Origin of the sequence: Enterococcus hulanensis, from assembly GCF_005405485.1 — a bacterium.
Taxonomy (GTDB): domain Bacteria; phylum Bacillota; class Bacilli; order Lactobacillales; family Enterococcaceae; genus Enterococcus_A; species Enterococcus_A hulanensis.
Genome location: NZ_BJED01000019.1, coordinates 29,584 through 50,208, shown reverse-complemented (window position 1 = coordinate 50,208; position 20,625 = coordinate 29,584). Strand labels below are relative to the sequence as shown.

Genomic DNA, 20,625 nt, shown 5'->3' with positions numbered 1-20,625 from the left:
TCGAAAAAATTCTATATAATAAAAATATATTTATTAATCGGTGTTCAAAATAAAAAAATTTCATTTTTAGTATATCACACTTTCATCGATGATTAAATTTTTCAAAAAATAGGGGGAAGCAAGATGACAGAAATAGGTTTGGTAAGAGTAGATAGTCGGTTGTTGCATGGACAAGTAGTCACTCGTTGGATTGGTCAAGTCGGCGCGAGAGAGGTCATCATTTTTGATGATGAGTTGTCACAGGATGAATTTATGATCGAAGTATTTAAAATGGCTGCACCAAGCGGTGTAAATCTAATCGTTAAATCAGTAAACGATGTAGAAAATACTTTGAGTGAGCGGAATTTAAAACACACCATTATTCTTTTCAAAAATATTCCTATGCTGCTCAAAGGAATGAAAGCGAATACAAAAATAGACAGAATTCAGATTGGCGGTATTGGTGGAGGTCCAGGCAGAGTAGTTGTGTTCAAGAATATCACTTTGACAAAAGATGAATATGATGAATTGCAAAATTTAGTTTCGGAAGGTAGCCATGTTTATCTTCAAACAGTGCCCGAAGAAAAGGAAGTAGGTCTTAAAGATATAGAAAATAAATTTAAATAGGAGGAAAGAGCATGACAATTTTTCAGGCAATTATTTTAGGAATTCTATTTTGTTTTTGTCGTATGGGGATTTTGTACACTTGGCCTAAAAATATTCCTTTATTTGGGGCGCTGTTGATTGGAATCGTATTAGGAGATGTTCCGCAGGCCATGATTATCGGAGCAGCGATCCAAGCCATTTATATGGGAGTAATTCAACCCGGAGGAAATATTCCCACAGACCAAGTATTAGCTACGTTTATTGCGCTTCCGATTGCGATCCAAACGAATTTATCACCTGAGGTTGCTGTTACTTTAGCGGTACCAGTTGGATTATTGGGAGTTTTACTAGATTATATTCGCAGAACTGTCAATGCTGCTTGGGTTCACATGGCAGATAGTTATGCCGAAAAGGCCAATACTAAAGGGATTATGCGGGCGCATTTTCTATATCCGACCTTATCGCTTATTTTCATATACATTATTCCAGTAGCCATAGCGATCTATTTAGGACCAAATGCCGTAAAAAGCTTTATGGACATCATACCTGATTGGATCATGACCGGTCTTCAGGTTGCAGGTGGAATTCTTCCGGCTTTAGGGTTCGCAATCACAATTTCTGTTATAGGTAAAAAAGGAATCCTGCCATATTTCATCTTGGGATTCTTCTTATTCCAATACGCGCAGCAAGTAAACACTATTGCTTTCGCGTTGCTAGGAATCTTTATGGCATTTCTGCACATCACATTTACTAAACCAAATTCATCTGAGGAAGCGGGGATCTTATAATGAGTGAAAATCAGGTAGATACAAAGAAATTATTAACAAAAAAAGATATTCGACGTTCATGGATGCTTTGGCTAGGTACTTGTGAGTTATCTAATTCATTTGAACGACTGCAAAGCTTATCGTTTGTCGGCTGTCTCGCACCAATTTTGAAAAAGCTGTACAAAGACGATGAAGAATTAAGCTTAGCTTTTAAAAGACATTTAACTTTTTTTAATACTGAGGGTATCTGGGGGAGCTTGATCCACGGAATCGTGATAGCGATGGAAGAGGAGAGAGCGAAAGGCGAAGATATTTCAGATGATATGATTACTGGTCTGAAAACAGGCTTCATGGGTCCGTTGGCTGGTATCGGAGACACTGTGGATTGGGGAACAATTCGGCCAATTGTTATTGGATTATTTTTACCTTTAGCTTCTGCTGGAAGCTGGATTGCCGGATTAGGACCATTTATTGTGGTCAGCCTCATTACCTCGTCAATTAGCTACTATTTATGGCACTTAGGCTACAAGGTAGGACGGAAAAGTATCCTGCAAGTATTGAAGGATGGTCGTATTAATCAATTCATTATGGCATCGAGTATTTTAGGAATGTTTATGATGGGAATCCTTTCTTCGCAGTATGTAAAGCTGGAACTGAAGCCGTTTCTCATGGTGAATGGGGAAAAGACCACAATTCAATCCTATGTTGATCAGATTCTTCCAGGACTTTTACCAATAGCAGCTGTATTCGTTCTGTACTATTTAATTAAGAAAAGAAATGTTAAGTATACGACGATTTTATTGGGTGTATTGGTCTTTTCATTACTAGGGGCACTTGTCGGATTATTTTAGGAGGAAATTATGCAGCCACATGTAAAAAACACAATTTATGAAAATGTTGAAGAGAATAAATCGGATTTAGTCCAAATCAGTGAGTTTATCCATGAAAATCCTGAGTTGGGTTACAAAGAATTTAAAGCAGTAGAAAAATTAACAAGCTATCTAAAGGACAAAGAAAATGAAGTTAGTATGCCATTCGGAGGATTGAATACATCCTTTAGAGCAACTCATATACAAGGTGGGGGAGAAAAACATATTGCTGTATTAGCAGAATATGATGCACTACCTAAGTTAGGACATGCTTGCGGCCATAACATTATCTGCACATCTGCTTTAGGGGCCTATTTAGCTGCAAAGAGAGCTATGGAAAAATTCAACATTTCGGGAAAAGTTTCTATCATAGGGACTCCTGCAGAAGAAGGTGGTGGCGGGAAAATAAGATTATTAGAAGCGGGTGCCTTTGAAGATGTAGATGCTTCGTTAATGGTTCACCCCACCTCTGGAACCACTCGAATAGCTGGGAGGTGCACCACCACCTATTCATTTACGATCGAATTTTTTGGGAAATCTGCGCATGCTGCCAGTCAGCCGTTCAAAGGAATTAATGCCTTAGATGCAGCACATCTGTTCTTCAATGCTATTGGATTTTTACGGCAGCAGGTAACATCGGATGTGCGTATGTCTGGATATATAGTGGACGGTGGGACTGCCAGTAATGTAATTCCTGACTATACCAAAATTCAATATAGTATTCGCTGTATGGAAGATCAAGAAATGTCTAACCTAGTTGAAAGAGTTAAAAGTTGTATTCAAGCCGCTGCTTTGGCAACTGGATGTGAGGTAAATATTAATGAAGAGAAGGGCTATGCAGCACGGACTTTTAGTGAAACATTAGGGAATATTTGCCGCGCCGCCTTAGAAGAACAAGGAGAAAAAGTTTTATCAGGATTTCCAGATGACTTTGGATCGACTGATTTTGGAAATGTCAGTCAACTAATCCCAACAACTAATCCATATTTTAGTTTAAATGAAACAAGAGTCTCTCTTCATACACCAGAGTACGAAAAACTAGCAAATCAACCAATTAGTCACATAGCGATTGAGCGTTCTGCAAAAGCGATGGCCTGTACAATAGTTGAATGCTTTTTAGACGATTCGATTTTAGAACGAGCCAAATCAGAACAAACAAATGAAGTCAGTGTAGATATGAGACCAAGATAAGGGAAGTGATAAAATGATCGCAATACTCGTTGGCAGTCACGGAAACTATGCAAAAGAAGCATTGAAAAGCGCTGAAATGGTAATTGGTGATCAAAGCAACACAGCTTCTTTCACACTCACAGAGACAATGGACTTAGCAATGACCATAGAAGAGGCTCAAAACGCCTATCATTCATTGGATAATGAAGCGGGTACATTGATCTTGACAGATATTGTCGGAGGAACACCTACAAATGTTGCTACGGTTCTAAAAAAGAAAGAAGAGAATGTTTCTTTGTTGGCTGGCTTCAATATGCCTTTACTGTTGGAGGCCTTGTTAAACAGAGAGAAGGAGTTGGACGATCTAGTTTACTATTTAAAAGAGCTGTTTGAAGATACATTAACAGAGATCAATTGAGATGGAATGATGACTGGTTCCTTTGATGGTTTTGTAGCAAAGAGTAGAGACTGAGCAAAAATGGTCTCTATTCTTTTTTACTTTTTTTTATCACGTCTATTGAAGGTATTTAAAGATCAAGGCGGTGAGGTATTTCGCTAGGTGAAAAGTTCCTTGACAACCATTTTCCCCAAATATACAATTTCCTTAGCATAAAATGAATTCGTTTTCACAAAGAGGGATTTTGAAAGGGGATAAAATGATTTTGAAAGATGAAGTGATTTATAGAAATCCAGTTCCAGAAGATGCGGAGGAGATTGTCGCATTTTATAATCGTGTGGGTGGCGAGACCACCTATTTGAGCTTTGTAGAGAACGAGTATCCACTCAACGTGGAGGAGCAGAAGGCGAATATTATAAGTACCGACCAGCAGCCGAATTCGGTCATGATCTTAGCGATAGCGGCAGATCAGATCATCGGCCTCGGTACCATTACTTCCGGTAATAAAATCAAGGCCAGACATTGCGGGGAGCTAGGGATCGTGGTGACTGAAAAATTCCAAGGAAAAGGGATTGGCAGTGAATTGATCCGGCGCATGATTGAGTGGTGTAAATCAAATGGCATTACCACCAAAATTCAGCTGGACACCAGAAAAGATAATACAATGGCGGTGGAATTGTATAAAAAATTTGGTTTCCAAATTGAAGGGGAATTGAAGAATACGACATTGATTGATGGCAAATATTACGATCTCTATGTGATGGGTCTGATGCTGTAAGGTCCCTTGAAAAGAATAGAATGATCAAGAAAGTATTAACGTTTAACAAACCAAGCCAGACCTCCCTTTAATCATGAGGAGGTCTGGCTTGGTTTTTCTGATTTTAAATTGCCGTTGACTGTCCTTCTCCTAAATCTTCATCCTTCGGCAATAGTTCATCCGGGATGGAATCTAAGATATCTTCAACGTTTGGGATTTCAAAGCCTTCTGGTTTTTCCTCGGACCAAGTCTTTCCGCCATCCGTGGAGTAGAGAGTTTTGCCGTCTTCAGATTGTTTAGTGATGACGGATTTTTTGTTATCTTCAAAGCCTTCTGGTGCTTCTTCGGACCAAGTTTTTCCACCATCTGTTGAGTATTGGATCTTGCCATCTTTGATTTTCATCGAGACACCTCCTTCAACTGGGACAGTGAAGCCATTCTCAAGCCAATCTTCTATTTCTTTTAATGGTTCCGACCAAGTTTTTCCGCCATCTTCGGAATATTTCCATTGATTGTTTTCTGGATCAAATTCCGAGACGTTTTGGTTATCTTCGCTTTTCCAAGTTAATTTGCCATTCTTATCGATTTCTACACCATCTGGTTTTTCTTCCGTCCAAGTTTTCCCGCCATCCGAAGAGAATTTCCATTTATCGTCTTCTCGTTTCATGATCACACCGTTGCCATTTTTATCGCTGAATGGGAATTTGAAGGTATCCTCAGTAGCGGAGCTGGTTATGTTCTCTGAGGTAGAATTTTTATAGCGCAGCCGACCGTTCTCGTCTTCATAGATACCTTCGGGCGGTGTTATGGACCAAGTAGAGCCTTCATCGGAAGAGAATTCCCATTTTCCGTTATTGCGACGGATTTTTACATCATCCAATTTAGTTTTTTGCGTCTTTTTGTTGGAGAAGGAGACATTCGCTTGGCTATTGGCCTTTGCCTCGGTGACAGCTTTACCGATGTTATAGGAGACAAGGGAAAGCCCTACTAGAATTGTGACCACGACGACTCTGACTGTGAAGGGAATATTCCTTAAGATAGTGGACCAAGCTGATTTTGGTTTTCTGTTATTCATATTAACGACCCCATTTCAATTTTGATGATTTCAATATAACGGGCGAACCTATAATGAAGCTGTACTTCAGAGATCGGATCAGGATTTTGGCTAAAAATGAACCAATTGTTTTTATTGATTTAGTTATTTTTATAATTCAAGGTTCATTAGAGCTTGATCCTTTATAATGGAAAAGAGTCTAGTGTTAAGGAGGACGATGAATGAAACTTTTACTAGTTGAAGATGAAGCGATGTTGGCTGAGGCAACGGCGCAAATTTTAAAAAAACAAGGATACATGGTAGATATCGCGGCAGAAGGAGAATATGGATTAGACTGCCTGCTTTCTGGTGTGTACGATTTAGCGATTTTAGATATCATGCTTCCTAAAAAAGATGGGTTAGCGATCTTAAAGGAGGCACGAGAAGCAGGGATCGAGATTCCGATTCTGATGTTAACGGCAAAAGGAGAATTAGACGATCGAGTCGCTGGTTTGAACAGCGGAGCGGACGATTATTTGAGCAAGCCCTTCCAATATCAGGAATTATTGGCGCGTTTAAAAGCTTTAGGCAGACGCAAAGGGGCTTTTAAGATCGATGGCATTCTTGCCTTTGGTGATTTTGAACTGAATCCGTACAATTTAAGTCTGAAAACTCAAACAGAAGAGCTGGGGTTAACCAAAAAAGAAGCCAATATTTTGGAAATGCTCGTGGCAAATTATCCGCAGCTATCTTCAAAGGATCGGATCATTGAAAAGGTTTGGGGCTATGATTCCGAGGCGGAATACAATCATGTGGAGATGCATGTGTCGCTTTTACGAAAAAAATTGAGGCAGGTCGAGAGCGTGACTCAGATCAAGGTTGTACGAAATTTAGGCTACCGTTTAGAATTTACCAGTGGTGAAGGCGATGATTAATCAGTTTAGAAAACGCTTGATCAAGCTGACGACTATTTTTGTAGCGATTATTTTGACAACAGCTTTTGCGGCGATTTTTCTCACCACGTATCTAAAGCAAGAATCGGATAACCTTGAAAAATTGAATCAGGCGGAGCAATTACGAATTACCGGCGGCAAGGTAACCTTTGACGAAAAGAGTGATGATACGGTGGAAATTAATCGCATCGTTCCTGGCGCAGGAGTCTATTTCAATATGCTAGTAGATAAATCCGGCAAGCCGATGATGATCGATTCCGCCTTGAAGCTGTCCAAAAAGCAATACCACAAGGCCGCCAAATACGCGTGGAAGAACCGAGCGGGCGGAGTTGTGAAAATAAATGGACGAGAATGGCAGTACGTTGTCGCGCCTGCGATTGCGAATTTTGATTATGGCAGCAAGGAGCAATCTGTCGAAAAAGATGACGAAACCTATCTCATGCGCTTTTTAGATATTACCGACTCGAAAAAGAGTCTATCTTCGCTGGCGATTACGTTGATTATTGTAGGGATCGGACTAATGCTTCTTTTCTTTTTGGTTATTATTTATTTTACCAACCGTGCGATCCGGCCAATGGAAGAGGCCTGGCAAAAACAAAAGCAATTTGTCGCCGACGCCTCGCATGAATTGAAGACACCGCTAAGTATTATTTCAACGAATGTTGGCGTACTTTACACTAGTAAGGACGAGACGATCAGCGAGCAGTTAAAATGGTTAGACAATATTTCTAGCGGCATCGACCGAATGAATGGCTTAGTCAATAACCTGCTGAGAATCGCAAAAACAGATACCAGCTTTGAGCAGCTGATGATTTCTGAGGTGCAGCTTGATCGAGTTTTGGAGCATTCGTTTTCGCATTATGAAGCGAAGTTCGAAGTAAAACAGATCACTGTAAATAAAACGATCGCGAAGGTTACAGCGAGAACCGATGAAAACCTATTAGGTCAGTTGTTCGATATCTTTATGGACAATGCCAGCAAATATACCAATAAAAATGGTTCCTTTGATCTTTTCCTAGGAACAAAGGGCAAAGAAACCACGATCAAATTTATAAATACTGGCGATGGAATCGCTGAAGAGGATCTTCCGAAAATTTTTGACCGCTTTTATCGAACGAATGAGGTTCGGCAAAAATATGCAGGCAGCTACGGCTTAGGACTGTCGATCGCTCAAAGTATCGTGGAGCAATTGGGCGGGAAGATCGAAGTTAAAAGCAGTGTGAAGGAAGAGACGGAGTTTACTATCTGCCTGCCTTCGAAGAATAGCAGAGATGGAAAATATAAAGTAATTTCGTGATATAGAAAAATATATTAAGAGAAAGTTGCGTATCTTCTTTAAAACAAAGGAGGAATTTAGTATGTATTTTAAAAATGATTTTGGTAAAGCCTATTTAGAAAATGAGAAATTATATGTCGACACAGATGTTTGTACGATCACCATCGAGCCAAAGGAAAACCAAGCAGGAAAAAATTTCTTGCGGGACCAGTTTAAAATGGAAGTGTCGAGGCTTCAAATGGCCCAAATGGTTTTACCACCCAAAAAATAAAGTCTAAGCAAAAACTCACCAACAATAAAACCGCTCCTCCTAACTAGGACAAAGAAACATTTAAGTTCTAGTTGGGAGGAGTTTTTTTAATTGGTGAGTTTTTTGCATCGTGATCAACGCGAGATTGACGATTCAAGGTTCATTATAGGTTGAATCGCTATAGTGAGATCAGCACATTTCAAAAAATCATAAGGCAAATAGAAAAGAGGTCGCAATATGCAGGAAACCACTTTAAAAACGAATGATTTAACAAAAAAATATTCTGGCGGAGCCGGCATTAGAACGATAAATATGGCGTTAAGAAAAGGTGATATCTATGGATTTATTGGTCAAAATGGGGCCGGGAAAACCACCTTATTACGGATAATCACCTCGTTGATCCACCCAACCAGCGGGAATCTTGAACTTTTTGAAAGCAGCGAAGAACGCGAATTGATTCTAGCTAGAAAAAGAATTGGCGCGATGATCGAGACCCCAGCTTTTTTTCCAAAAATGACTGCACGCGAAAATTTAGAATATTATCGCATCCAAAGAGAGATCGCGGATATAAATGAAATCGAACGGGTTCTGAAATTAGTAAATCTAGACAATACCGGAAGTAAACGATTCAATCAGTTCTCTCTTGGTATGAAGCAACGGCTTGGACTAGCATTAGCAATCATGGGTGATCCTGAATTATTGATCCTAGATGAACCGATCAATGGATTAGACCCAAGCGGAATGATCGAGTTTCGCGAAATCATCAGTAAGCTGAATCAAGAGAAACAGATTACGATTCTGATTTCGAGTCATATCCTTTCAGAGCTTGCGCAGGTAGCGACAAGGTACGGAATTATTCATCAAGGCAAGCTCATAAAGGAGTTTACTAAAGAAGAATTAGAGAAAAACACGCAAGGATACATCACTATGAAGGTGAGCAGTGCGGTGAAGGCAGGAGAAATTCTCAGTTCGACGATGAATCCAGAACGCTTTGAAGTTCATTCTACTGAAGAAATTCGGCTTTTCGACTGCCATAAGGATTCCTCGAAAGTAATCGAACTTTTAAGCTCAAACGGCATAAAAATCTATGCATCAAACGAAGTAAAAATAAATTTGGAAGACTATTTCATCCATGTTATCGATGAAATAGCTTGAGGGAGCACAAGATATGACGAGTATTATTAAATCAGATATTTTTCGCATAAAAAAAGGATCAGCCGTGCGCAATGTCTTTCTCGCAGGAATGGTCATCATCATTATTACAGGGATCAACATGTTCAATTCACGCAGCGGATTTGGCGGTGTGGGCGTTCAATCTTCGGCCAGTGCTGCTCGAAGCTTACCTGCAAACGGCGCGCAGTTTGTTCAGCAGATGCGCGATGACGGGTTATTCCCATTCTTTATCTTAGCGTTTGCGGTGGCGGTTTTAGGTGCAGATTACTCAGCAGGAACGATCCGCAACAGCTTATCTTATTTCGTGGATCGAAAAAAAGTATACTTTGCCAAATGTATTACCGGATTTCTATGCTGTTTAATCTATACGCTGGTTTGCTTAATCGTAAGCTGCATTGCAGGAGTTATTCTTTTTGGATTTGGCGGCTTCAGTCTAACTATGATCTCCAGAATTTTAACTCAACTGATACTTTCCATCCCGCTATATTTTGGGATGATCGCTATCGGGAGTGGACTGCTGGTTTTTACCAAGAAAACAAGCATCACCATTGCTTCTTATTTAATTGGATTAATCATTTTTCCATCCGTCACTTATCAAATCTATCAGCTGTTTCCAAACGCAGAATGGCTAAAACTCTGCGATCCTTTGTCAGCCTTTTCCTTGCTGTCGAGATTTTGGGAATTTCCACTGATGTATGTAGGGATGGTTCTGCTGTTTTGGATTATTTTAGATGCGATCGTACTGTTCCTTGGTATGCGTGTGTATTCTGAAGCAGATGTGATCTAGTTCTGTAGGCATTCTTTTATAAAACCTAAGGAGACTTTTATGCTAAATACAAAAAAATCAATCTCATCATTTCTTATGATCTGTTTTGCTTTAAGCGCAATCTTCTACTTTCTTATTATCCACTACCAATGGATGAATATGGCTTATCTATTAATGTGGTGTCCTGGAGTGGCGGCAATAATTGTCAAAAAAATCTATTATCCAAAAGAAAAGATTTTCAACTTAAAGAAATTTAAACTGCGATATGTCTTATTAGGCATAGGTATTCCACTTATTTATAGTATTTTGTCCTATGGTATCTACTTATTCTTGAGTGGAAAAGATGTAATTTCAGGAAATATGGCTTGGACGCTTTTAAAAAATCCATTTACGTTGATTTTGTATATGTTGATATTCTTAATCACAGCACTTGGAGAAGAGTTGGGTTGGCGCGGCTTTTTAAATCGTGAACTATACAAGCTTTTGGGGTATCATAAAGGAGCATTTCTCACAGGGGTAATATGGGCGATTTGGCATCTGCCGTTAATCATCACGGGGTACGTTTCTAGCATTCCAATTTGGTATCAACTCCCTTTATATGTTATCCAATGTATCGCCATGTCTTATCCAATGTCATATTTGAGTGTTAAAGCAAAAAGTGTGTGGCCAGCAGCATTCTTTCATTTCACTCACAATTTTGTCATTCAAATCCTATTAGATCAATCCATTAGTGGTGAGTACAAATCGTATTTAGTAGGTGAAACAGGGTTACTGACTATCGCAATTCTTTTGATGGTATGTTTTATGTATGCTAAGAAGCCGCTTAATTCATTGGATGAGAGTCGAGCGTTTGAAAATTTATAAACAAATGAAAAGGTTATGCAGGTTAATCGATAATCTGCATAACCTTTTTCATCTTACTTCCAAAATTTGAATAAAAAACTGTTAATGATTGTTTATCAGATGATCTTGAAGAAAGACCGTGATGTTGCTTTTAAGATTATCAAAATCCCCTAAAAACTCTGTTGATACCGAGATCACAACAGAATTTCCAATCAAGCGAAGTTTTCTTTTCTTAATATTCATAATAATGATTCCTCCCATTCTTTAGCTTGAATATACAATGTATAGACGGAATAAATAAGGTTTTGGAATTTTCATCAATGTATGAGAGCATGGTTCTACTATTTTGATTCTATTTTCATTTTTAATCTAAGCCTCCCATGCTATAGTTAATAAAAAGTACAAGCAAGTTTTGCGAAGGGAGCGCACCGTGGAAGAGAATCGATTGAAAGCAATGTGGCAAACCTATGGCAGTGAAAAACACTTCAACTACACGAAAATTCAAGATCGATTGGGCGATAATTATTCGATCGTGAAATTTAAGGCGAACGAGCCAATTGTTTTGCGGGGTGATTTTCCTGAATATATTTATTTTATTCGCAGCGGTGTAGCGGTTGGGATTAGGGATTATGAAGATGGCAGTGAGTACGATTATTTTCAATTGGACGAAACCAATGGAAGTATCGGTTTGCTGGAGACCTTGGCGCAAAAAGAGGAAATAATCGCAACAGTGACTTGTGTTACAGAGGTGGAGGTCGTGCGGGTTCCTTCTGCGACTGTTTATCAATGGATCATGCAGGATTTGGAGCTGCTGCGCTTGAGCGCCAATCTTTTGGCAGACGATCTTTATCATCGATCGGGCAGCGATGGGCTATTTTATCAGCTGGATGGGGTCGATCGGCTGCGTTACTATCTAGTGGAATATTATGATAAGCAGGCTAAAAGTGCGGATGATCAGGTTGAGGTCAGAGAGCTGCGGGAAAAAATCGGAAATAAACTAGGAATGAGCGTTCGAACCGTGGGGCGTTCATTGAAGAAGCTGCGGGAGAATCAAGAAATTGTCAGTATCGATCGAAAAATCTATGTGGGACCAAATGAACGGCAACGATTGCAGAAGCATTTGATTCGTATTTGAGGAAAGAGACGATTTCACCATGAAGGGTCACGTGACCTTTCGTGGCTTTTTTATTTTAAATATACTAAGGGCATCAGGAAGGAAGCCCTTCCAAAATAAAATGAAAGTAGGAAGAGAGATGAAACGAGGATTAAGGTATGATTTCGGATTACAGGCATTGATGCTGATTCCTGTAGGTGTTTCTTTGAATGTGGTCGGTTATCAGCTCTGCACCATATTGAAGCTGCCAGTTTTTATTGATCAAATCGGCACTTATTTAGTAGCAATGGTAGCGGGTCCATGGGTAGGCTTGATGACGGGATTTTTAGGAAATGTTGTGAACGGGATGCTGAACCCGGTTGCGATTCCTTATGGATTAGTCTCCATGAGTATCGGGTTGTTTGCCGGCTATTTCTCACGCTTCAAATTTTTTAACCACCTGATCGGTATGATCGTGGCTTGCGGTGTGCTGACGGTCGTCTCTGCTGGAACGGCAGCGATCGTGACGGTGTTCATGTTTGGCGGGATTACTGGAGCGGGGACGGATTTGGTGACGGCGGCATTTCTAGCGGCTGGGCGTCAATTATGGGATTCTGTATTTTCGACCAACATCATTACCGGCACGATCAATACGATCTTGAATTTTGCCATCAGCTATTTAGTCGTCAAACGGATTCCTCCGCGTTTTTTAGTCAAGTTAAATTACGGTGCGCCTTATATCAGCAAGGAGGTGTTGAAGCATGGGTAAAGCCATCGACAATTGGTATCCGTCTACAAAACTTATGATCGTTTTAACAGTAATCATCATCAGTATGTTTTCAACAGCTCCTATCGTGCAATATGTGCTGTTTGGTTTAACCCTCTTATTAAGTGTATGTTCGGGAAAAATCCTGCGCTTTTTAAATACCTTTTTCAAATCGATCTTTATCATTGTATTATTCATTTTTCTAGTTCAAGTTTTTATTGTCAAAAATGAAGACAGTCGTCCGCTGTGGTGGTTTATAAGCTATTCGCAAATCGGACTGGACACAAGTATCGGCTTGTCTTCGCGGATCGTTGCCATCAGCTCAGTGATCATTTGGTTCTTTCAGGTCACTAGTGTGAAGGATATCGTGGCGGCACTGGAAAAAGCGCGAATTCCTAAAAAAGTAACCTTTGTCATTTCCGCGACGATTCAGCTAGTTCCTCAGATGACTAAGCTTTCTCAGACGATCTCAGATGCGCAGCGTGCCCGCGGGATCGAAACAGAAGGCTCTGTCCTCGTTCGGATGAAGGCCTTTATCCCAATGATGGGGCCATTAGTGCTGACCTCGATCCAACAAACCGATGAACGGGTATTAACGCTAGAGGCTCGCGGTTTTTCCGCTCCGTTAAAAAAGACCGCCTATTATTCACTTAAGAAAACGGCGTTAGATTACGTGATCGTCCTTGTTTGTCTAGTCGGTTTGATCGCTTATTTTGTAGGAGGTCCGCTATGAGTTTAATTGAATTAGAAAAGGTGACGTATCAGTACCCCTTGGATTCTGAAGCGATTATCAAGAATATCGATCTATCGATTGAAAAGGGGAAAGTTTATGGTCTGATCGGCAGTAATCAAGCAGGGAAGACGACCCTGTGTAATATTATTCGCGGATTTATTCCCGAAATGTTTCTCGGGGAGCTTGCAGGAACAGTGACCTATAAAGGAAAAGCAATCCAACAATACAATATTGGAGCTTTAGCCGCGGAGATCGGCTATTCCTCGCAAAATCCTTTTACTCAAATCTCAGGCGTCAAGGACACTGTCGAAGAGGAGATCGCCTATGGCATGGAAAATATCGGCATCGCCCCAGAAACTATGCGCAAAAAAGTGCAAGAATTACTGGACCTTTTCAAGCTCCATGAGTTAAAAGACAAGAATCCCTTCGAACTTTCCGGCGGACAAAAACAGCGGGTGGCACTCGCTTCGATCGTGGCATTAGATCCCGAGGTAATCATCCTTGACGAACCGACGTCTCAATTAGACCCGCAAAGTACGGAAGAAGTTTTCGAGATTATCGCGATGCTGAAGCAGCAGGGAAAAACTATTATCGTGGTGGAGCATAAGGTGGACCTGTTGGCGGAGTATTGTGACGAGATCATTCTTTTGGAAAATGGGCGAATAGTGATGAATGGACCAGCTCACCAAGTGCTGAGTAATCCAGATATTCTGAACCATGGCGGCGCTTTACCGCAGGTGTCACTGTTTTTCCTGCAATATTTAAAGAAAAATACCGCTGTGCCGATTACAATGGCAGAGGCAATCAATAGACTGAAAGGAGACTTCGCGTGATGAGCTTTTTAACATTAGAAAATGTCAGCTTTAGTTATCCCAACGGCTTTGAGGCGACTCAGAATGTTTCCGCTGAATTTCAGTTAGGCGAAGCCGTGGCGATCATTGGACAAAATGGAGCTGGCAAAACGACGACCGTCAAGTTAATGAACGGCCTGCTGCGGCCAACGAAGGGACAGGTTTTGATCGATGGGAAGGAAACCAAGTCATTGACCACCGCCCAAATGGCAAAGCGTGTCGGCTATGTCTTCCAAAATCCAGACGATCAGATTTTCCAAGAAAGTATCGAAAAAGAGATCGCCTTTGGACCTAAAAAGCAAAAATTAGCCGCCGCAGTTGTCCAAGAACGAGTCCGTGAAGCCGCAGAGCTTTGCGGGTTGCTAGATGTTTTGAAGGAGCATCCTTATAACTTGCCCTATTCAAAACGAAAATTCATTACGATCGCTGCGGTGATGGCGATGGACCCAGAAGTCATCATCCTCGATGAACCAACAGCCGGACAAGATCGCGAATCAACCGAATTACTAGGAAAGCTGATCAAAGGCCTGACCGAAAAAAATAAAGCCGTCATTACCATCACACACGATATGGATTTTGTGGTCAAGGAATTCCAACGCGTGCTGGTTTTCGCCGAAAAACAGCTGCAAAAAGAAGGCACACCAAAGGAAATTTTCTGGAATGAAGAGCTACTGCAGATCAGCGCCTTAAAACAGCCCTATATTTGTCAGCTGGCAAAAGCACTTGGCTTCCAAGACATCCTAACGATGGATGAGCTGGGAAAGAAGGTCTTAGCATGAAGCATCTTCTGATCGATTGCGATCCCGGGCATGATGACGCATTAGCGATCATGGCTGCCCTTGCCAATCCTAAATACTTTAATGTTTTAGGAATCACCACCATCGGCGGCAACCAAACACTAAAAAAAGTAACCGAAAACGCCAAAAACATTTTGAGCTTTTTAAACGCAGATGTCCCATTAGCCGCAGGACAAGCCGGCCCATTAGTCAAACCGCTGCAAACAGCTCCAGAAGCGCACGGTGCAACTGGAATGGACGGTCCATACTTTGATGGCGCCGATTATCCAATCGCTTCAACCAACGGCGTTCAATTTCTAGCAGAAAAAATTCGAACAAGCAAAGACAAGGTAACGCTAGTCGCCTTAGGCCCATTGACGAATATCGCGCTGCTGATCAAAAACTATCCCGAGCTGCTCCCTCAGATAGAAGAAATATCTCTAATGGGCGGTGGCATTCATCACGGCAACCAAACACCACTTGCCGAGTTCAACATCTACGTCGACCCAGACGCGGCAGAGATCGTTTTCCAAAGCGGGATACCGATCATCATGTCAGGATTAGATGTGACCGAAAAAGCAGAGATCACTGTGGAGGAGATCAATCAATTAAAAAATCAAGGCAAGGTGAGCCACCTAGCCTATGAATTACTGTCCTTCTATAACCAATCCGGACGACAATTCGGCTTCATCAACTCACCGATCCATGACCTATGTGCAGTTGTCTACCTATTAAAACCTGAGCTATTCCAAGGCAGCTACGCTGATATCCATGTTATTACCGATGATTCACCTGCACGAGGAATGACCTATGGCGATTTTCGGAGGATCGCTCCCGAGCCGAAGAACACGTTTGTTTTGGAGGATGTGGATCGTGATGGGTTTGTGGAGGTTTTGAGAGAGGCTTTAGTTAAACTTGACGAATAATCAATAAAACATGAAGAGACACTCACTATTTCAATTTGTGAGCGTCTTTTTTGGGGTGTCCAGTTTATTGCCAACTACAATTCAATAATAAATCATTGAAACTAGTGTTGCCGAAAGTTCTTCAGGAAAACCATCGCCTTATGTAAAAAATGTCGAAAATATTTCTCGCACAGCCCTCTGACCAAACAGGTGATTTCTTTTGCAAGCCAGGAACATATGATATAGTAGGGCCTGTAAATTCGTATCAGAATCTCAGTTCTCCTTCCTGCTTTAGCAGGTCTAGTAGAATGACATACGTGGAGAGAAACAGATTCATTTTTTCGGTTTTTGAAAAATGAATCCCTTAATACGAACTAGGATCTCAGTTCTCCTTCCTGCTTTAGCAGGTATAGAAGAATGACATACGTAGAGAGAAACAGATTCATTTTTTTGTTTTTGAAAAATGAATTTCTTAATACGAACTAGGATCTCAGTTCTACTTCCTGCTTTAGCAGGTATAGTAGAATGACATACGTGGTGAGAAACAGATTCATTTTTCGATTTTTGAAAAATGATTTCCTTTAATACGAACTAGGAGTGGAACTATGCAAACCTTAAAAGAACGGATCATCGCTGAAAGTAAGCAGCTAGGTATAGATAAAATCGGCTTTACAACAGCTGAACCTTTTGATTATTTGGAGGAGTCATTGTTGGAGCAGCGCTCGCTGGGGCATACCTCTGGTTTTGAACATCAAAATATCAAAGAACGGCTGTATCCAGAAGAAACATTTGAAGATCCCCAAAGTATCATCGCAATTGCTCTGGCGTATCCGACCAAAATCCATGAAAAAGTCCCACGTGATGAAAAACGCGGGCAATTTGCTCGAGCTTCGTGGGGGACGGATTATCACTTCATTTTAAAAGAACGGTTAACTAAGCTGATCGATTTTATCAAAGAGCAGGCTGAAACGGAGCAAATTCAAGCTCAGTGGCGTTTTGCTCCGCAAGTCGATACGGGTGAGCTGGTCGATGTCGCAGTCGCACAACGAGCAGGTCTGGGATTTATCGGTCGCAATGGACTTTTGATTACGGAAGAATATGGTTCCTTCGTGTACCTTGGCGAAATAATCACGAATATTCAATTTGAACCAGACCAGCCGGTACCAAACGGCTGCGGCGATTGTACACGCTGCATTACCGGCTGTCCAACTGGTGCCTTGTTGGGAGACGGTCGGATGAATGCGAAAAAATGTCTTTCCTATCAAACACAAACCAAAGGCATGATGCCAGAGCAATATCGAAAGAAAATACGCAACGTTATTTACGGCTGTGATATTTGCCAGCTAGTCTGTCCCTATAACCGCGGCAAAGATTTTCATTTTCACGAAGAGATGGAGCCAAAAGTCGATGAGGTCTATCCAAAACTGACACCGCTCCTATCCATCTCAAATCGCGAGTTCAAGGAACAGTTCGGACATTTAGCCGGCTCTTGGCGCGGGAAAAAACCGCTACAGCGTAATGCGCTGATTGCCTTAGCCAACCTCGGTGGGAAAGAAGCACTCCCAGAAATTCGCTCCTGCCTACAAGACCAGCGCCCAGTCATTCGCGGCACCGCTGTCTGGGCATTAGGTCAGCTGACAAAAAAAGCACCTGATGAGACGATTAGTTTGTTGCAGGAATTAGAAAAAAATGAAGTTGATCCAGAAGTTTTGGATGAGATAGCGAAGGTTTTGGAAAAGCTAGGTTAAATTAAAAAAGATCGAACACGTATTATTGGTGTTCGGTCTTTTTTCGAGATATTTTCTTAGAACTTGCGTAGAAAATTTATGAGCAGATTTGACTATTTCGTTTTTGTTTAGAGGGAGTAGACTACTTTTCTGCAAAAGGTTAGTTAAATAGCTCAATTATCAGAATCAATAATTGAGCTAACTTGTATTTAAAGGTAGGATGTATCCTACAGCTCTTCATCCACCAGTTTGGTTTTATTATTCTCCATAACCTTAAAGAATGGATAGTAGATAATAGCACTAATTAGGATCAACACTAAACAGAAGACGATATTTCGCCAATCCATACTTGAAAGATACGCTTGTGCAAAGAACGGGGTGAAGGAAGGATCAACGATAAATCCAATTCCAATCAAACCGATACTTTGAGCGAAATAAGTCAGTAGCAAGGAAACAATCGGTGTTAGTAAAAATGGAATAGCCAGAATCGGATTAAAAACGATTGGAAGTCCAAAAATGACTGGCTCATTGATTGAACAAATGCCAGGGATCAGGGATAGTTTCCCGATTGTTCGGTATTCTGAGACTTTACTTCGCATCATCAAAATAATTAAACCTAGGGTTCCACCCGCACCACCTAAAACTGAAATACGAAACATTTGTAGATTCATTAGGTGAGTCATCGTTTCCCCGTTAGACATTTGTTCAGCATTCAGTCCTGTTTGCGCCATCCCTAGAGTAAAGACGATCGGGAAAATGATCGATGAACCATTAATACCGAACAACCATAAGATATTTCCTAGGGTCACGATCAGTAAGAAACCACCGAGACTTCCAGCGATATTCGTTGCCGGTGTCAAAACGTCCATCACCGTTTCAGGAAAAATCTTTTTTGTTGTGACTAAGAAAATCAGATTAATTCCATAAAAAAGGATGATGTTCGTTAATAGTGGAACGAGCGTGTTGATGAAGGTGGCAACCATGGGTGGTACAGTATCCGGCAATTTTAATTTGATATTTTTTACTTCAAAGATCCTGTTTACTTCCACCACAAGCAAACCAATGATGATTGCAACGAACAGCCCATTTGTTCCTAAGTAATTCAGGTTGATGTTTCCCTCTTTAACCGGAGTACATACCATCAGGAAAATGACGGAGGCCACCATCCCATTCATGGCTGGGTTAATCTTGTATTCACTGGCAAGGGAGAAGGCGATTCCGAAAACGCTGATCAGTCCAATGATCCCCATGGTCAAATTGTAGGGAGCGGTGATTAAATCATAATTGGCTACCGCAAAATCCTTCCAACCAGCCATGAATTTCATAAAAAAATTGGCTGTCGCAGGATTGTATTGATCTATGTTAATCGGTGGATTCGCAAAAATCAGAAAAAATGATCCAATCACGATAAAGGGCAGCCCAAACATCATTCCACTCGAGATTGCTTTAAGGTGTCGCTGATTCCCGATTTTTGCTGCAAAAGGGCTAAGCAAATCATTAAGCTTCGTTATGACTGTAGAATTTTCCATGATATTTCCTCCTATACTTGCCAAGGATTGAAAACAAAGGTACTTGGCACGACATGCTGCGGGTCATATTTTTTTATGATTTCTTCATATTGTTCTTTATAGTCATTTTCGACCTTTGCTTGAGGAATGACTTTGCTTGCTTCATGTAAAAAATGTTCTGATCCGCGTCCCATTTCTTGTCCACGCGTGGTGTGTTTGTCCAACGCGATGTCTGGTATTTCAGGCACATACCCCATGGCGAAGCTTTTTATCACGATATTCTTGAGCAGGTCGGATGAACGATCCTTTTCTGAATCGCATAAGTAACGAATGGCATGAAAGAAAAACATTGCCCGATCAGATTCATTATATTGAAATTCTTTGCGCATCTGATTTAAGTTGTTGATCATAATGGCTGCATACGGATTTCCCATTCCTACATCCTCAACGCTGATGGCTAATAAACGTCTCCATAGTTTCTCTTCAAACTGAGGTGAGGTAATATACATTTCATAGGCAAATTCGCAGGCCGCTTTTTCTTTTCCTCTGCGGATTGATTTCTGTAATGCTGAGATGACTTCATCACCTTGAAGGCCATTTCGTGTCGTCATTTTTGCCCATGGATCTTGAATAAAATTATTTTTTGTCATGTTATAATACTCCTAACTAAAGAATTTGAGGTGGATCTTATGGATACTGAAACGTTGATTGATAAGTATCAGTTGAATGATTCAGAAGCAGCCGTTTTACGTTTTATGGATAAAAATCGTGATTCACTAAGAGATTTAGGCATTCGCGATGTCGCCAGAGCCTCTTATGTCTCAACCGCGACCATCGTCAATATGGCGAAAAAAATCGGGTATTCCGGTTATAGTGAACTGGTCTTCGCATATGGAAGTAAACCATTAGCAACGAATCTGACGAAGAATTTCTCAGATGAAGAAAGAGACGCATTTGTACGCCTATTAACTGAGTATCGAGAGAAACGAATCATGATCCTAGGCTCAGGCTTTTCACAAAATATCGCGAATCATTTTTCTGAAACACTGAATCTTTATGGCTTCCGAGCAACGGCTAATAGTCATCTTGAGTTCCTGCGGGAAAACGTTGAAAAGGATGTGCTGATTTTTATTGTCTCTAACTCAGGAGATACCTTTCGTTTAGCTGATCTCGCCCAAATGGCGAAGGACCATCATATTGATCTGATCGCATTTGTTGGCGAGAAAAATTCAAAAATAGGACAGTTAGCAACTTTGACCATTAGCACGGAAACATATGCCCTGCGAGTCTTGTCTGCGTACCAGCCCAACCTTTTCTTTGGAACGACGCTGAATCAATTCGAACTATTACTAAGTGAAGCGTTAAGATCTATCTTTGATTAGAAGAACGATGTGGCCACTGTTTCTTCACTTATCAGTATAAATATC

At 40.9% G+C, this 20,625-nt stretch carries 24 protein-coding genes; 20 read left to right on the top strand and 4 right to left on the bottom strand.

Going from position 1 to position 20,625, the window contains the following annotated elements; translation table 11 throughout:
* The first annotated feature begins 123 nt into the window (after nt 1-123).
* The 6 genes from FFR60_RS18325 to FFR60_RS18300 all read left to right on the top strand — a co-directional run bounded on the left by FFR60_RS18325 (nt 124) and on the right by FFR60_RS18300 (nt 4,566).
* Entirely contained in the window at nt 124-606 is a 483-nt protein-coding gene (locus tag FFR60_RS18325) for a PTS sugar transporter subunit IIB (protein ID WP_137665257.1), read from the top strand.
* Between the two features lie 11 nt (nt 607-617).
* Complete coding sequence (locus tag FFR60_RS18320) at nt 618-1,373, top strand: PTS mannose/fructose/sorbose/N-acetylgalactosamine transporter subunit IIC (RefSeq protein WP_088935720.1); 756 nt, start codon at nt 618-620, stop codon at nt 1,371-1,373.
* Nucleotides 1,373-2,203, top strand: a complete 831-nt coding sequence (locus FFR60_RS18315) for a PTS system mannose/fructose/sorbose family transporter subunit IID (RefSeq protein WP_088935721.1) — start codon at nt 1,373-1,375, stop codon at nt 2,201-2,203. Before FFR60_RS18320 ends, FFR60_RS18315 begins: the two co-directional genes overlap by 1 nt.
* A 9-nt stretch (nt 2,204-2,212) precedes the next feature.
* Nucleotides 2,213-3,412 carry a M20 family metallopeptidase gene (locus tag FFR60_RS18310; protein WP_137665256.1) on the top strand — a complete coding sequence of 400 codons (1,200 nt, stop codon included), beginning with the start codon at nt 2,213-2,215 and terminating at the stop codon, nt 3,410-3,412.
* Nucleotides 3,413-3,425: 13 nt separating this feature from the next.
* Nucleotides 3,426-3,809: a PTS sugar transporter subunit IIA gene (locus FFR60_RS18305; RefSeq protein WP_088935723.1), complete on the top strand. Its 384-nt coding sequence runs from the start codon at nt 3,426-3,428 to the stop codon at nt 3,807-3,809.
* Nucleotides 3,810-4,047: 238 nt separating this feature from the next.
* Entirely contained in the window at nt 4,048-4,566 is a 519-nt protein-coding gene (locus FFR60_RS18300) for a GNAT family N-acetyltransferase (RefSeq protein ID WP_137665255.1), read from the top strand.
* Between the two features lie 103 nt (nt 4,567-4,669).
* On the opposite strand, the gene FFR60_RS18295 is transcribed toward FFR60_RS18300, so the two are convergent.
* A complete protein-coding gene (locus FFR60_RS18295) occupies nt 4,670-5,620 on the bottom strand; it encodes a sialidase family protein (protein ID WP_137665254.1) in 951 nt (316 codons plus the stop codon).
* Between the two features lie 200 nt (nt 5,621-5,820).
* Between FFR60_RS18295 and FFR60_RS18290 the strand changes: the two genes are divergently transcribed.
* From FFR60_RS18290 to FFR60_RS18265, 6 genes are all read left to right on the top strand, one after another.
* Nucleotides 5,821-6,513 (top strand): response regulator transcription factor, encoded by a 693-nt coding sequence (locus tag FFR60_RS18290; RefSeq protein WP_137665253.1) that lies wholly within the window; start codon nt 5,821-5,823, stop codon nt 6,511-6,513.
* Nucleotides 6,506-7,828 carry a sensor histidine kinase gene (locus FFR60_RS18285; protein WP_137665252.1) on the top strand — a complete coding sequence of 441 codons (1,323 nt, stop codon included), beginning with the start codon at nt 6,506-6,508 and terminating at the stop codon, nt 7,826-7,828. Before FFR60_RS18290 ends, FFR60_RS18285 begins: the two co-directional genes overlap by 8 nt.
* 61 nt (nt 7,829-7,889) lie before the next feature.
* A complete protein-coding gene (locus FFR60_RS18280) occupies nt 7,890-8,078 on the top strand; it encodes a hypothetical protein (RefSeq protein WP_088935732.1) in 189 nt (62 codons plus the stop codon).
* 216 nt (nt 8,079-8,294) lie between these two features.
* On the top strand, nt 8,295-9,212 hold the full coding sequence (locus FFR60_RS18275; RefSeq protein ID WP_137665251.1) for an ATP-binding cassette domain-containing protein: 918 nt from the start codon (nt 8,295-8,297) through the stop codon (nt 9,210-9,212).
* Between the two features lie 13 nt (nt 9,213-9,225).
* On the top strand, nt 9,226-10,017 hold the full coding sequence (locus FFR60_RS18270) for an ABC transporter permease (RefSeq protein WP_171004973.1): 792 nt from the start codon (nt 9,226-9,228) through the stop codon (nt 10,015-10,017).
* Between the two features lie 39 nt (nt 10,018-10,056).
* The gene (locus tag FFR60_RS18265) at nt 10,057-10,860 is read left to right on the top strand and encodes a CPBP family intramembrane glutamic endopeptidase (protein WP_137665250.1); all 804 of its coding nucleotides are present in this window, start codon (nt 10,057-10,059) and stop codon (nt 10,858-10,860) included.
* 81 nt (nt 10,861-10,941) lie between these two features.
* Here the strand turns inward: FFR60_RS18265 and FFR60_RS18260 are convergent, their stop codons facing one another.
* Complete coding sequence (locus FFR60_RS18260; protein ID WP_171004972.1) at nt 10,942-11,082, bottom strand: hypothetical protein; 141 nt, start codon at nt 11,080-11,082, stop codon at nt 10,942-10,944.
* A 187-nt stretch (nt 11,083-11,269) separates the two neighbouring features.
* Between FFR60_RS18260 and FFR60_RS18255 the strand changes: the two genes are divergently transcribed.
* From FFR60_RS18255 to queG, 7 genes are all read left to right on the top strand, one after another.
* Nucleotides 11,270-11,974, top strand: coding sequence for a Crp/Fnr family transcriptional regulator (locus tag FFR60_RS18255; RefSeq protein WP_137665249.1), 705 nt, complete (start codon nt 11,270-11,272; stop codon nt 11,972-11,974).
* 118 nt (nt 11,975-12,092) lie between these two features.
* Complete coding sequence (locus tag FFR60_RS18250; RefSeq protein WP_137665248.1) at nt 12,093-12,701, top strand: ECF transporter S component; 609 nt, start codon at nt 12,093-12,095, stop codon at nt 12,699-12,701.
* Complete coding sequence (locus FFR60_RS18245) at nt 12,694-13,431, top strand: energy-coupling factor transporter transmembrane component T (protein ID WP_137665247.1); 738 nt, start codon at nt 12,694-12,696, stop codon at nt 13,429-13,431. Before FFR60_RS18250 ends, FFR60_RS18245 begins: the two co-directional genes overlap by 8 nt.
* Nucleotides 13,428-14,264 (top strand): energy-coupling factor ABC transporter ATP-binding protein, encoded by an 837-nt coding sequence (locus FFR60_RS18240; RefSeq protein WP_137665246.1) that lies wholly within the window; start codon nt 13,428-13,430, stop codon nt 14,262-14,264. The genes FFR60_RS18245 and FFR60_RS18240 overlap by 4 nt, the downstream gene beginning before the upstream one ends.
* Entirely contained in the window at nt 14,264-15,061 is a 798-nt protein-coding gene (locus FFR60_RS18235) for an energy-coupling factor ABC transporter ATP-binding protein (RefSeq protein WP_137665245.1), read from the top strand. Before FFR60_RS18240 ends, FFR60_RS18235 begins: the two co-directional genes overlap by 1 nt.
* Nucleotides 15,058-15,984 carry a nucleoside hydrolase gene (locus FFR60_RS18230; protein WP_137665244.1) on the top strand — a complete coding sequence of 309 codons (927 nt, stop codon included), beginning with the start codon at nt 15,058-15,060 and terminating at the stop codon, nt 15,982-15,984. The genes FFR60_RS18235 and FFR60_RS18230 overlap by 4 nt, the downstream gene beginning before the upstream one ends.
* Nucleotides 15,985-16,568: 584 nt before the next feature.
* Entirely contained in the window at nt 16,569-17,711 is a 1,143-nt protein-coding gene (gene queG, locus FFR60_RS18225; RefSeq protein ID WP_137665243.1) for a tRNA epoxyqueuosine(34) reductase QueG, read from the top strand.
* 206 nt (nt 17,712-17,917) lie between these two features.
* Here the strand turns inward: queG and FFR60_RS18220 are convergent, their stop codons facing one another.
* A complete protein-coding gene (locus FFR60_RS18220) occupies nt 17,918-19,219 on the bottom strand; it encodes a PTS sugar transporter subunit IIC (RefSeq protein ID WP_137665242.1) in 1,302 nt (433 codons plus the stop codon).
* Nucleotides 19,220-19,230: 11 nt separating this feature from the next.
* Nucleotides 19,231-19,848 (bottom strand): AAA family ATPase, encoded by a 618-nt coding sequence (locus tag FFR60_RS18215; protein WP_137665241.1) that lies wholly within the window; start codon nt 19,846-19,848, stop codon nt 19,231-19,233.
* 39 nt (nt 19,849-19,887) lie between these two features.
* On the opposite strand from FFR60_RS18215, the gene FFR60_RS18210 reads away from it, so the two are divergent.
* Entirely contained in the window at nt 19,888-20,580 is a 693-nt protein-coding gene (locus FFR60_RS18210; RefSeq protein WP_137665240.1) for a MurR/RpiR family transcriptional regulator, read from the top strand.
* Nucleotides 20,581-20,625: the final 45 nt, after the last annotated feature.